The sequence below is a fragment of the Desulfosporosinus orientis DSM 765 genome (assembly GCF_000235605.1).
GTDB classification, from domain to species: Bacteria; Bacillota; Desulfitobacteriia; order Desulfitobacteriales; family Desulfitobacteriaceae; genus Desulfosporosinus; species Desulfosporosinus orientis.
Genome location: NC_016584.1, coordinates 3,083,685 through 3,096,532, shown reverse-complemented (window position 1 = coordinate 3,096,532; position 12,848 = coordinate 3,083,685). Strand labels below are relative to the sequence as shown.

At 44.5% G+C, this 12,848-nt stretch carries 12 protein-coding genes; all 12 read right to left on the bottom strand.

Annotated features, from left to right (window positions below; translation table 11 throughout):
* Nucleotides 1-22: 22 nt before the first annotated feature.
* Nucleotides 23-1,171 carry an acyl-CoA dehydrogenase family protein gene (locus DESOR_RS14455; RefSeq protein ID WP_014185329.1) on the bottom strand — a complete coding sequence of 383 codons (1,149 nt, stop codon included), beginning with the start codon at nucleotides 1,169-1,171 and terminating at the stop codon, nucleotides 23-25.
* A 124-nt stretch (nucleotides 1,172-1,295) separates the two neighbouring features.
* Nucleotides 1,296-2,438 carry an acyl-CoA dehydrogenase family protein gene (locus DESOR_RS14450; protein WP_014185328.1) on the bottom strand — a complete coding sequence of 381 codons (1,143 nt, stop codon included), beginning with the start codon at nucleotides 2,436-2,438 and terminating at the stop codon, nucleotides 1,296-1,298.
* Nucleotides 2,439-2,533: 95 nt separating this feature from the next.
* A complete protein-coding gene (locus DESOR_RS14445; protein WP_014185327.1) occupies nucleotides 2,534-3,841 on the bottom strand; it encodes an acetyl-CoA hydrolase/transferase family protein in 1,308 nt (435 codons plus the stop codon).
* Nucleotides 3,842-3,994: 153 nt separating this feature from the next.
* Complete coding sequence (locus DESOR_RS14440) at nucleotides 3,995-5,302, bottom strand: acetyl-CoA hydrolase/transferase family protein (RefSeq protein ID WP_014185326.1); 1,308 nt, start codon at nucleotides 5,300-5,302, stop codon at nucleotides 3,995-3,997.
* 163 nt (nucleotides 5,303-5,465) lie between these two features.
* On the bottom strand, nucleotides 5,466-6,611 hold the full coding sequence (locus DESOR_RS14435; protein ID WP_014185325.1) for a thiolase family protein: 1,146 nt from the start codon (nucleotides 6,609-6,611) through the stop codon (nucleotides 5,466-5,468).
* An 83-nt stretch (nucleotides 6,612-6,694) separates the two neighbouring features.
* Nucleotides 6,695-7,126, bottom strand: coding sequence for a Zn-ribbon domain-containing OB-fold protein (locus DESOR_RS14430; protein ID WP_014185324.1), 432 nt, complete (start codon nucleotides 7,124-7,126; stop codon nucleotides 6,695-6,697).
* Between the two features lie 36 nt (nucleotides 7,127-7,162).
* Nucleotides 7,163-8,434, bottom strand: coding sequence for a CaiB/BaiF CoA transferase family protein (locus DESOR_RS14425; RefSeq protein WP_014185323.1), 1,272 nt, complete (start codon nucleotides 8,432-8,434; stop codon nucleotides 7,163-7,165).
* A gap of 50 nt (nucleotides 8,435-8,484) precedes the next feature.
* Entirely contained in the window at nucleotides 8,485-9,249 is a 765-nt protein-coding gene (locus tag DESOR_RS14420) for an enoyl-CoA hydratase/isomerase family protein (RefSeq protein WP_014185322.1), read from the bottom strand.
* A gap of 427 nt (nucleotides 9,250-9,676) precedes the next feature.
* Nucleotides 9,677-10,030 (bottom strand): hypothetical protein, encoded by a 354-nt coding sequence (locus tag DESOR_RS29400; RefSeq protein ID WP_158309040.1) that lies wholly within the window; start codon nucleotides 10,028-10,030, stop codon nucleotides 9,677-9,679.
* Nucleotides 10,031-10,126: 96 nt separating this feature from the next.
* On the bottom strand, nucleotides 10,127-10,882 hold the full coding sequence (locus tag DESOR_RS14410) for an SDR family NAD(P)-dependent oxidoreductase (RefSeq protein WP_014185321.1): 756 nt from the start codon (nucleotides 10,880-10,882) through the stop codon (nucleotides 10,127-10,129).
* A 39-nt stretch (nucleotides 10,883-10,921) separates the two neighbouring features.
* Nucleotides 10,922-11,713, bottom strand: coding sequence for an enoyl-CoA hydratase/isomerase family protein (locus DESOR_RS14405; protein WP_014185320.1), 792 nt, complete (start codon nucleotides 11,711-11,713; stop codon nucleotides 10,922-10,924).
* A gap of 18 nt (nucleotides 11,714-11,731) precedes the next feature.
* A complete protein-coding gene (locus DESOR_RS14400; RefSeq protein ID WP_014185319.1) occupies nucleotides 11,732-12,844 on the bottom strand; it encodes a thiolase family protein in 1,113 nt (370 codons plus the stop codon).
* Nucleotides 12,845-12,848: the final 4 nt, after the last annotated feature.

The following is a 12,848-nucleotide window of genomic DNA, read 5'->3' as shown; positions in this document are numbered from 1 at the left end:
CAATTTAGATTTTATACATGATTTATTGACTAAGTATTTCGTTGGCAATTATTAAGTGCTGAATTTGAGATGTCCCTTCGAAAATTTGCAACGCCTTGGCGTCACGCATCATTTTCTCCACCGGGTATTCCCTGGAATAACCAAATCCCCCCAGAAGCTGCACAGCATTGGTGGTCACTTGCATACACATATCAGTAGCGAACAACTTGGCAAATGATGCCGCTTTAGCGCTGGGCTGTCCCTGATCTACCAGCCAGCAGGCTTTTTGGCAGAGCAATCTGGCTGCTTCAATATTCATAGCCATGTCGGCCAGTATGAACTGAACGGCCTGGTGTTGTGCGATAGGTCTGCCGAAAGTTTCTCTTTGTTTGGCGTAATCTCTGGCGAACTCATATGCACCCTGGGCCAGCCCTACGGCCAAAGGACCAACTAACGAGCGGGAGACCTCAAAGGTTTTCATAGCTATTTTGAAGCCCTCTCCCTCTTTACCAATAAGCCACTTTTTATGAACTCGAACATTGTCAAAAATGACTTCCACCGTATCAGAAGCCCTAATGCCCATTTTCTTCTCATGTTTGCCGATAGTTAGCCCCTCCACTTCACTGGGGTCCAGTATAAAAAAAGCCATCCCTTTTGCGCCCTTGCTCCGATCCAGAGTAGTAAGTACTACCATCTGGCTGGCAACACCTGCGTTGGTAATAAAACACTTGGCTCCATTAAGAATATAATAGTCTCCATCCTTTTTGGCCGTGGTGGTAATGCCGGCCACATCGGAACCTGCCCCTGGTTCGGTCATCGCGAAGGCCCCTATTGCACCCTCCTGGATGGCCTTGGTAAACCACCAATCCTGTTGTTCTTCAGTGCCTGCAATCATAACCGGCTTGGCAGCCAGGCAGTTGTTCAAAACACCCAGGGCTATACCTACACAACCCCGGCATAGTTCCTCCGCGATGATGGAACAGGTTAATGTGTCGTAATAAAAACCATTATATTTCTCCGGGGCAATAACGCAATTGAGCCCCAGATCCTGCAGTTTCTTAACGATCGGCCAAGGGAACTCTTCTTTCTCATCGTAATATGCACGAACTGGTATAATTTCATTTTCCACGAATTTACGGAGCATCTTCTGTATCGCAATCTGATCCTCGTTTAATCCCATATTAAATGACATACCTTCTACCTCCTGAGATTTAAAAAACTATTATCGAAATACTCTTGCTGCTTACTGACAAAGATCTCATGCCACCACTTATTGTTAATACTTACCTATGAAGAACAACTGAACAACTATCGTATTAACGAAGCAGCTCGCCAGCAATAATCATGCGCTGTATTTCAGAGGTCCCTTCGAAGATTTGCATCACCTTAGCGTCACGCATCATTTTTTCTACTGGGAATTCCCTGGAATAACCAAACCCTCCCAGTATTTGTACTGCTTTGGATGTAACGTCCACACACATATCAGAACTGAATAACTTAGCAAAAGATGCTTGCATGGGGTTAGGGTTTCCTTGGTCCGCCATCCAGCAGGCCTTTTGACAAAGCAACCTTGCTGCTTCAATCTTCATTGCCATATCGGCCAACATAAACTGAATGGCTTGGTGAGAAGCGATTGGTTTACCGAAAGTCGCCCTCTCTTTGGCGTAGTCTCTGGCAACTTCATAAGCACCTTGGGCCAAACCCACACTTACCGCACCCGTTAGCGGGCGGGAAACCTCAAAAGTTTTCATGGATAACAAAAAGCCCTGCCCCTCTTGGCCCAAAAGCCACTTTTTATGAACCCGTACGTTGTCAAAAACAACTTCTGCTGTATCATTACACCTAATACCCATTTTCTTTTCATGCTTGCCAACAGTTATACCTTCCGTATCACGATCAACTATAAAAAAGGTTAATCCTCTATGGCCCTTACTCCGATCTACATTGGCAAGCACCAGAAACTGGCTGCAAACATTGGCATTTGAAATAAAGCACTTCGTTCCATTTATGATGTAGTAGTCGCCATCCTTCCTTGCTGTGGTGGTAATGTTGGCAACATCCGAACCAGCACCAGGTTCAGTCATCGCGAAGGAGGCAATCTTGTTCTCTTGGCAGCATCTGGTAAACCACCAATCCTTTTGTTCCTCGGTGCCCGCGAATATAACAGGTTTAGCAGGCAGACAATTGTCCAGAACACACAATGCTATTCCACAACAGCCCCGGCAAAGTTCTTCCGCGATTATGCCGCAGGTAACTGCGTCATAGTAAAAGCTATTGTACTTTTCCGGAGCAATAATGCAATTAAGGCCAAGATCCCGCATTTTCTTAACTACCGGCCATGGATACTCCTCAGTCTCATCATAATAAGCCCGAACAGGAATGATTTCATTTTCCACAAATTTTCGCAGCATTTTTTGAATCGCGAGTTGGTCCTCATCGAATTGTATATTAAAAGCCATGATATTTGCGGCCTCCTTTAATTAATATTGAGCTTTTTCGAACAATTTTGTCACATTATCACAACTTTTGCTCATTCACAATATTTTATTGAGCTTTAGTCAATAAATCTTTGCTGCCGGGCATAAAAGATCAACTCATCGCGAAAATCAGGATGAGCTATAGCGATAAGGTTTTTAGCCCTCTGTTTTACGCTCATTCCCTTCATTAAGGCCACTCCATATTCTGTCACTAAATAGTCGATCTCACAACGGTTCCCTGATACAATTGTCCCTGGCTTAAAACTATTCACGATCCGGGATCTTGTTTTTCTATCCTTATCCTGGTAGGTGGAATAAAGAGCTACAAAAGATTTACCGCCTTTTGAACGCCAGCAGCCCTCAATAAAATCTAGAAATCCCCCCGGTCCTGAGTACTGTACCGGGCCTATACTTTCGGCATTGACCTGTCCGGTCAAGTCTGCCTCTAGAGCCGTATTAATGGAAACCATATTATCATTCATCCCAATCACTGCTGGATCATTAGTGAATTCACAGGAAACAATCTCGGTCAGTGGGTTGTCATTGATAAATTTGTATAATCTGTTGGTTCCCAGAGCGAAAGTTGCCACCCATTTTCCTGGTTTCAGGGTCTTCTTGCGGCATGTTACAGCTCCTTGTTCGTATAAATCCAGCATTGCATCGTTAAACATCTCAGTATGGACTCCCAGATCGCGTTTATCTTTCAGAAATTTACCTGCCGCGTTAGGGATTGCACCAATCCCCAATTGTATGGTTGAACCGTCTTCGATCATATCTGCAATTGTCTCACCAATAATACGGTCTTCTTGAGTCAACGGAATCTTAGGAAGCTCTAACAAAGGCTGGGTAGATTCCACCACTGCAGACACTTCGGATATATGCAGTTGATTGTCACCCCAGGTTCGGGGCATAGTCTCGCTTACCTGTACAATCACATGGCGGGTGGTAGGCATTTTGCAAATGGCTAAAGTATGGTCGGCATTAGTTCCGCTGCTGAAAAAACCGTGTTCATCCATGGGTGATACCACCCGCATTACTATATCAATTTTTATACGACGGCGGATGATTTCAGGAATCTGAACAAAACGCATGGGAACATGGCTTATCCTACCTTTCGCAACAGCGGTCCGGGTCGCAGGACCCACAAAAGCGCTGAGCACATCCAAATTTGGGTTACGGTCAGGCAGGTATGCATCCACGGGAAAAAGTTCAGTACCACTGTATAGAGTTACATCCTCTAGGTCCTGTCTGGCATTTAAGGCATTCATTAGGGCTACAGGCAGACCGTTGGCGAAAGGGGTAGAAACACAGTCACCTTTCTTCACAAGCTTAACTGCATCCTCCGGGCGCATAAGTTTTGATTTATATTGTTCCTTAACGTCCATCCAGAATCATCTCCTCATATACTAAGCAATTATTTTCTTTCTAAAATGTTTTTCCACTCCTAAAGGCAAGTGGTCTGCTTAGTCCGATTTCTCCCTGCTAAATGATCGATGATATGAAACAATAGCTAAATATTTTCCATCTATCACTGGTGTTTAATCTATGAATCTTGCCTTCCGGGCCTCGAAAGTTAGCTGATCACGGAAATCAGGGTGAGCTATAGAGATGAGGCTTTTCGCCCTCTGTTTTATGTTCTTTCCGTGCATACAGGCTACACCATATTCTGTAACTACATATTCTACATCGGCTCGGACTGCGCTTACTGGTGCCCCATATGTCATATAGGGGTTTATCCTTGATTTAAGATTGCCCTCTTTGTCCTTATAAGTGGAATATAGAGCTATAAACGATTTTCCACCCTTGGATTGCCAGCAGCCATCTATAAAATCTGCAAAACCACCCGCGCCTGAGTATTGATAACAGCCCTGGCTTTCAGAGTTAACTTCCCCGGTCAGGCTTACTTCCATAGCCGTATTGATGGAAATCATCTTGTCATTCATACTAATAATTCGAGGATTATTGGTAAACTCACAGGAATGAAGCTCGGTCATGGGATTGTCGTTGACAAATTTGTAGAGCCGGTTGCTTCCCAGGACGAAAGTTCCCACCCATTTTTCGGGTTTCAGGGTCTTCTTTTTACCCGTTATAACTCCCATCTCGTACAAGTCCAACATGGCATCGGAAAACATCTCGGTATGGATTCCCAGGTCGTGTTTGTCCTTAAGGAAGCTGCCTACGGCGTTAGGAATTCCGCCAATCCCCAGTTGTATGGTTGAACCGTCCTCAATCATTTCAGCTATTGCCTCTCCAATCAATCGGTCTTCTGGAGTCAATGGAATATTGGGAAGCTCCATCATAGGCTGGTTATATTCCACCACTGCAGCTATTTCAGATATGTGTAACTGATTGTCACCCCATGTACGGGGCATATTCTCATTTACCTGAACGATTATATGGCGCGTGGTAGGCATTTTGCAAATAGCATAAGTATGGTCGGTTTGAACTCCGCTGCTAAAAAATCCGTGTTCATCCATGGGGGACACTACCCGCATTACAACATCTATTGGATAATGACGGCGAACAACCTCAGGACATTTCCCCAGACGTATGGGAAGATAGTTCATAACGCCAGAATTCACCGGAGCCCGGGTCGCTGGACCCAGGAAGGTGCTGGTTACATCAAAATTGGGGTTACGGTCTGGCTTATAAACGTCCAGCGGCCACATTTCAACTCCGCCGACAATCGTTATATCCTGCAGCTCCGTACGGGCATTTAAAGCATTCATCAGAGCTACCGGCGTACCATTGGCGAACGGGGCTTCAACACGATCGCCGGACTTCACCAGTTTAACGGCATCTGCAACACTCATCAGTTTTGATTTATATAATTCTTTAACGTCCATCGAATCATCTCCTGAAAAATTTCACAATTCGAGATGGAGGTCAGCGGATGCGTATACCTGCCGTTAACCTCCATATTTCATGTGATAGCGTAGTCCTTGAGACGCCTGCTCAATTACATATAACATAAATGCTCATTATACCTACCCAAATGAAATTGGGAAATTACCTCTGCAGAATAGTTACGGCAGAAACGCCCGGCATACCGTAAACCTGGGTTATCGCAGTCTTGGGTGGATTCGGCACTTGGTGTGCGCCTGCTTCCCCGCGCATCTGCAGGCAGACTTCATATATCTGCCTTAGGGCAGATGCACCGACAGGCTCACCATTACCAATAAGTCCTCCATCCGTATTTACCGGAATGCGGCCATTAATCTGGGTTTCACCATCTCTTATTAATTTCTCCTGATCCCCATGTTTACAAAGACCGAGTTCTGCGATATGCATAATTTCATGCCCGGCCTCAGTGTCCTGAACCTGAGCAATTTGAATTTCATCAGGACCAATCCCGGCCATTTTATAAGCTGCCTGAGCAGTTACTTCAACAACCGTGGGAACATTTTTTATTGCTTTATAGGGACTAACTACCTCAAATGATTCGTATGTCCGAGACTTCAGGCCATAAGCCTTGACATAAATTGGCCTGGTCGTGTATTTCTTCGCATCACTGGCTCTGCACAATATTGCTGCAGCAGCTCCTTCATCTGGACTGCAGAACATATATTGACGCAGAGGATCAGACAACATCGTTGAATTCGCTATGGTATCATAATCAAGGGCTGTGCGGCGATACGCTTTAGGATTGAGCGATGCATTGTAATAGTTTTTCATAGCCACGCGCACCAGGCTGTCATTGGTTATTCCGTAATCATGCATATAGCGTTGAATTTTCATGGCAAAATATTGGGTGGTAATCATAAATCCATTTTCTGCATACCATTTTTTAAGACCCCACTCTTCAGGATCCATCTCAAAGCTTCCCACTGGATGCTTATCAAACCCCACTGCTAAAGCTAAGTCTGCAGCACCTGATTTAAGGGCCGTGGCAGCTCCGATTAATGCGCTGGCGGCTGTGGCACATCCGTTGAAAACATTGTAGAAGGGCAACCCCGTGAACCCAAACTTAGAATTCAAACTGTCAGCGTATCCTCCATGGCCACTTCCGCCATAGGCAACTTGAAGATCCTTCCAGGCAACACCTGCATCCTTTAATGCATCATTTACTGCATCTACACCCATTTCCAAGGCAGACTTGCCCTTAAACCTTCCAAAAGGGTGAAGCCCTATGCCAATAATGGCTATATCTTCCATAAAGCAATTCCTCCTTTACACTGGATAACTAACTCTTTTTCATCCCTTACTCCTGGCAATTTAGCTTCTCGACTATGAACCTCTTAACAAGCTGCCGGTTTGAAACCGTAGGTCATAACTTCAGTTCCGTCGGATTCTTCGCGCAACTTTATTATCTCCAGTTCCATTGGCATGCCAATCTTTAACTGAGAAGAATCCTCTACCAAAAGACGAGTTTGCACCCTCACCTCATCGGCCAGTTCAACATATCCGACATAGAAGGGCTTATATGATTCAGGATCTAGGTTATCAACAAGATTCTTTGGGCGAAACATCTGGGAGGTCCATGTCCATAGAGTTCCTTTAGTCTTTAAACCCGTTCTCACTATAGCAGTGCTTCTGCACTTGGGACACATATTTACAACCGGAAATGCGACATTACCGCATTCGCTGCATTTTGACCCCAATAACTCAGGTTGGCTGGTCGGCCATTCGAAAAGATCAGGATCAATGGGGATCTGATTTTTTTCTGACATTTTCAATTCTCCTTTCGTAAATCGGATTCGTTATACTTAGCCCTTATTATCGAGTTCCACAGCCGGTTCATGATAAAGTACTTCATCGCTGTAGAGAGCCGTTATCTGCTCTTCGTTGAGGTCTAAGACTTTGGAAAGCAGATCATCGTTATGCTCTCCAAGTAACGGTCCATATCCCCGTAAACAAGAGGGTGTTTTCGACATCTTGATAGGGCTGCCAAACATCTTCATAGGACCTAAAAATGGCTGATCCACTTCTATGATCATCTCACGGGCTTTAACATGAGGGTCTGTATCAACTAATTCTGGAATTCCCAGAACTCGCTGGCAGGCCACTTCCGCCTCCTGAAGGAGTCGTTCCACTTCATTTACTGAGTCCATAGACATGACCCACTCATCAATAATCGTGTTAAGCCATGTTGCATTCAGACATCGAGTGGAAACATTTTTGGTTCGGGGATCGTCCATCAGCCATGCATATTTCTCACCCATCGTCGCAACAAGCCTGGGCCAACGCGGTTCCTCCAAACAAGCTATATTAACCCTCCCGTCCTTGCCCTGGAAAACACCGAAAGGAGCGTAATTGAAATAATAACGTCCGAGGCGGGGTGGAGCTATTTTTTCGCCAACCGCTTGAGAGATCGTGTACCAGGGAACAGAATTTTCATGAAGGGAGAAAAGGCAATCCATCATTGAGATGTCGATATTTTGCCCGCGCCCGTGTACCTTTTTGTCAAAAAGAGCGGCAACAATACCCAGAGCGGCATGTGTACCAGCTACAGTATCTCCTATAGACATAGGGGCACCCTGGGGCAATTCATACATGGCGGTAAAACCGGACGCTGCCTGGGCGATTATATCGTATCCAGGCCTATCGCTATAGGGCCCCCAATGTCCAAAGCAAGAAATCGAGCAGTAGATGATATCCTCTTTAATTTTCTTAACTGATTCATAGTCAAGACCCAATCGCTCCATCACGCCGGGAGAATAATTCTCAACGAGTACATCTGCTTTTTTGATTAATTCGGTAACGATCTCCTTTCCCTGGGCTTTTTTCATATCCAAACAAATACTCTTTTTACCACGGTTAACATTGATAGAATATGAACTGTGCTTAACGTCATTAACTGTTTTTGTTAAGAGTAGATGCCGTTCATTTGCCCCCACTTTGAACGGCTCAATCTTGATCACCGAAGCTCCCATGTCAGCCAACAGCTTAGTGGCATGCGGACCTGCCAGCACCCAGGTAAAATCAACAATTGTAACGCCGTCCAGACAGCCGGGTAATAATTTATCAAAGTTGACCATGGGGTTTTCCTCCTTTAAAATCAATTTTGGAGTATTTTAACTGAGGTTGATCAATATATGGGGCTGCGTTTTTCAAAGAATGCAGTTCTTCCTTCTGTATGTTCATCACCAAACATGCAAACCCCCTGCGCATTGCTCTCCATTGTAAGTGTGGCATCCAAACCCATTTTGAGGGCTGATTCTAAAATAGCTTTGGTCATACCAATGGTTTTTGGCGGTCCCATGGAAATCTTGCGGGCGATAGATCTGGTTTCATCGAATAATCGGTGTGATGCGAATACTTGCGAAACCAATCCCATCTGCAATGCCTCTGCGGCGTCAACAACTTTACCGGTAAATGCCATTTCCTTAGCTTTTTGCAGACCTACCAATCTGGTTAGAAGAAAGCTGACACCACAATCCGGCACTAATCCCACATTGACAAACGATGAAGCAAATTTCGCCTTATCACCTGCATAAATTAGGTCACAAGCTGTTGCCAGACTCAGTCCGGCACCGAATGCATACCCTTCAACCATGGCAATGGTTACTTTTGGCGAGTCATGCACCATCCTGATTACTTGTGAGGCTTCGTTAATATATTCGGCCCCAGCGACGGGATCTTTTAAATCCCCAATCTCATGTAAGTTCCCTCCCGATGAAAAGCTGCGTTGATTCCCCTTAATTATCACAGCTCTGACATCAGATGCTTCTGCAAAGCGGAACATTTCTACAAATCCTGATCTAACCTCTTGACACAGGCTATTTAGTGTCGCAGGATGATTGATATTAATGATTCCGATTTTTCCTTCTTGTTGAAATGTGACAGCAGACATATTCTCACCTCGATATTCTTTTTAGTTTTCGTCGCTATGTATTTTCATACTTTTGCAAATAGTATGCCAATTATGAAAATACAGTAAAATAGCTTTTTTATTTTGACGATATCAACATACACGGGCCTATAATGCTTCTATGGGAGAAAATGTACATTGAAGACAATTGTATTTGCATATGTATAGGGTTCACATTCGAGCCTAACGGATCATTAATGATTCACTATTTCAGCTAGCTTTGTTTTGAGTCGTCTAAACTGAATACTTCACTTTGTCCTTTTTATACAAGTTGGCCTCCGCTTGATATGATTTGCTAATCCGGCATTGTTAAATAGTCATTTATGATGTTCATAAACGCAAAAAAAGCCACAAATATGAATCGGTGGCTTAAAGTAGTCTATGATTCGGTAAAGTAAAAGGAACATCATTACATAGTCAAACTGAAAAGGAGGCACCCTTTTTGCTCTGTCACTTGCACCTCGTGTTGATGCACTAAATATTCTAGGTGAGAAATGGCTTCACCGGTAGCGCATACCTGTTGCAGGTGGGGAAACTCCTCCCAAGAAGCATTCAAATTCCAGTCCATTTTTTGTGCCACCTGGTAAGCGCTCATCGTTCCGCTTTTTAATATCGACAATACGTTGGCGATACGATTACTATGATTTTTTATCAGTTCATCAATTCTTCGCTCAATGTTAACAATAAATCTTCGATGAAGAGCATGTCCTGGAACCGTGCACCGATGATGGATTATTGAGTGCCAGATGTTTTGATTATTCAAAACATCTGGCACTCAAGCTTTATTAATTCCTCTTTACGGTCAGATTTAATACTTCTGACTGCCATTTCTCGCGATCACAATTATATCTGGACTTGATTAGAAACCTAAAGCATAACCGCCATTTATTGGAATAACTTGTCCGGTTATATAGCCGGTCAAATCTGAAGCAAGGAAGGCAACCATATGAGCCACATCTTCCGGCTGGCCCAGGCGTCTCATGGGATATACTTTTGTCATTTTTTCTTCTTTTTCCGGAGTTAAAATACTGGCTATAAGCTCGGTCTTAATAGCCGACAGAGCAACGCAGTTTACATTGATGTTATTCTTTCCAACGTCCTTGGCCAAAGCCCGGCAAAAGCCAATGGCACCTGCTTTGGCAGCAGAATAAACCGGAAGCATTGGTTCTCCAACCCTGCCCGCGTCGGAAACTATGTTGACTATTTTTCCGTATTTTCTTTCCAGCATTTCCCCGAGAACCGCTTTGGTACAATTCAAAACCCCAAATATATTGATATTAATATCCTTTGCCCAATCATCGGGAGTAGTGTCACTGAACTTTTTTTGCACCCCGTAACCGGCATTATTTATAAGAATATCCACCGGTCCAAAGGCGTCCTTGACAGTTGCTGCCATTTTCTCAACCTGTTGCGGGTCAAGAATATCGGTCTTAATGGCAATGGCCTTGTATCCAGCATCGGTAAGTTTCTTAGCAGTTGCCTCAGCAGTATTCCCATCAATATCCACTACCGCCACACTGGCACCTTCCTGCGCAAAAACACTGCATATTCCGGCTCCGACCCCACGTCCGCCGCCGGTAACAATAGCAACTTTACCTTTTAGAATGTTTTCCATTATTACATCTCCTCTTTCAATGATTTGCTTAGTGGATGACTATCTCCCTTTAAATACCGGTTTGCGTTTCTCCGAAAAAGCCTTCATACCTTCAAGTCTATCCTCAGTAGTGCCAAGGAGGGTCGCACACTGTGTTTCATAATCAATAGCATCCTTCAATGACATCTCCATCCCCTTGTTTATCAACTTCTTGGCCAGGCTTAAGGTCAAAGGAGCCAGATTAATAAATTGGGAAGCAAATGCCTGAGCTTCTTTCATTAATTCTTCCACCGGTACGACTATATTGACCAATCCAATCTGGAGAGCCTCCTGGGCATTAAGGGTTTTACCCAGTAAGATCATCTCTTTGGCCTTGGCTATACCTACTAACCTAGGCAGCCTCTGAGTCCCCCCGCCTGCCGGGACTATCCCTATCTTTATTTCAGAAAGGGCGATTTTCAAGTTTTCGGACGCTATTCTGAAGTCGCATGCCAGAGCCATTTCACAGCCTGCTCCCATGGCAGCCCCGCTAATTGCAGCAATGGTTGGTTTTGATAAATTCGCGATTCCATCAAACAACGGGCGAGAACGTTCAACGCGCTGTTGCTTTATCATAGGTGGAGCGTCCTTCATTGAGAGACTTTCTTTTATATCGGCTCCGGAACAGAAGCATTTAGCTCCTCCGGTTAGAATCAGAGCTCTTACCTCGATATCCTGTTCCACAACCATTAAAATACTTCTTAGTTCTGCTGATAATTCCTCGTTCAGAGCATTCATGACATCAGGCCGATTTAAAGTTACCACAGCAATCCCTTCTTTGACTTCATAAATCAAGGATTGATAACCGGACATAGAAACACCTCCTGTCAACTATAGGGTAAATATGTTTACACAAGCTACTCCACCAGCACCCTGAGTATGGCAAAGCCCAACTTTAGGATTATTAACCTGGCGGCCCTTGGCCTCCTGTCTTAGCTGCCAAACAACCTCACATGCCTGGGCAACTCCGGTCATGCCCAGCGGATGGCCTCTCGACTGGAGTCCACCACTCGGATTAACCGCTATATCACCGGTAATCTGTGTATGTCCCTCCTCAAGGAAACGGCCACCTTCTCCTAGAGGGCAGAATCCCAGAGTCTCATAATGCATAATTTCACCGATAGTAAAGGCATCATGAACCTCGGCTACATCAACATCTTTAGGATCCACACCGGCCATCTCGTAAGCATCCTTAGCGGCACGCCGGTTTAAATCATTTGAGTTCTCTCCATATGCATAGGTTCTTAAAGCGGTACCAGCCATATAGACTTTGGGTTTTGAATTGTATTTGCTTAGAACATCTTCGGCACAAAGTATAGCCGCTGCTCCTCCATCGCTGTTGGGGCAGCACATTAAAAGAGTAATCGGATCAACAATCCTTCTGGATCCCAAAACTTCTTCAAGCGTAAATTCCTTGCGGATATGCGCATAGGGGTTTATGGTACCATTTTTCTTGTTCTTAACCGCTACCAAAGCTAATTGCTCTCTGGTCGTACCGTATTTATGCATATGTTCATTAGCATTCATCGCGTACAGTGCAGGCATAATATTCATTCCTAAAAGAGAATCCAAACTCTTTGTGTCTGCAACCCCGCCAAGTACTCCCATATTACTCATTTGTTCAACTCCAATTACCAGGGCTACATCATACTGGCCTGTGGCTATCGCAAAGTATGCTTCACCCATTGCAGTTGAACCGCTTGTACAGGCATTCTCCATGTTTATCATAGGAACCCCGATAAGGCCGATTTTTTGACAAATAATTTGGGCAATAGAAGCACCTTCCAAGACATGAGAGCAGTAAACTTTTTGAATGTCCTTAAAAGGAACTTGGGAATCCTCAAGAGCATTTATTATAGCGGTCAACGCTATTTCGCTTCGTTCCTTGTCCGGCCAGATGCCGCAAGGGTGCATGCCCACACCGGCTACCACTACTTTCCTCACATTA

Coding starts and splice junctions, on each gene's coding strand:
- DESOR_RS14455 (WP_014185329.1), bottom strand. CDS start 1,171: ATGTCATTTAATATGGGATTAAACGAGGATCAGATTGCGATACAGAAG.
- DESOR_RS14450 (WP_014185328.1), bottom strand. CDS start 2,438: ATGGCTTTTAATATACAATTCGATGAGGACCAACTCGCGATTCAAAAA.
- DESOR_RS14445 (WP_014185327.1), bottom strand. CDS start 3,841: ATGGACGTTAAGGAACAATATAAATCAAAACTTATGCGCCCGGAGGAT.
- DESOR_RS14440 (WP_014185326.1), bottom strand. CDS start 5,302: ATGGACGTTAAAGAATTATATAAATCAAAACTGATGAGTGTTGCAGAT.
- DESOR_RS14435 (WP_014185325.1), bottom strand. CDS start 6,611: ATGGAAGATATAGCCATTATTGGCATAGGGCTTCACCCTTTTGGAAGG.
- DESOR_RS14430 (WP_014185324.1), bottom strand. CDS start 7,126: ATGTCAGAAAAAAATCAGATCCCCATTGATCCTGATCTTTTCGAATGG.
- DESOR_RS14425 (WP_014185323.1), bottom strand. CDS start 8,434: ATGGTCAACTTTGATAAATTATTACCCGGCTGTCTGGACGGCGTTACA.
- DESOR_RS14420 (WP_014185322.1), bottom strand. CDS start 9,249: ATGTCTGCTGTCACATTTCAACAAGAAGGAAAAATCGGAATCATTAAT.
- DESOR_RS14410 (WP_014185321.1), bottom strand. CDS start 10,882: ATGGAAAACATTCTAAAAGGTAAAGTTGCTATTGTTACCGGCGGCGGA.
- DESOR_RS14405 (WP_014185320.1), bottom strand. CDS start 11,713: ATGTCCGGTTATCAATCCTTGATTTATGAAGTCAAAGAAGGGATTGCT.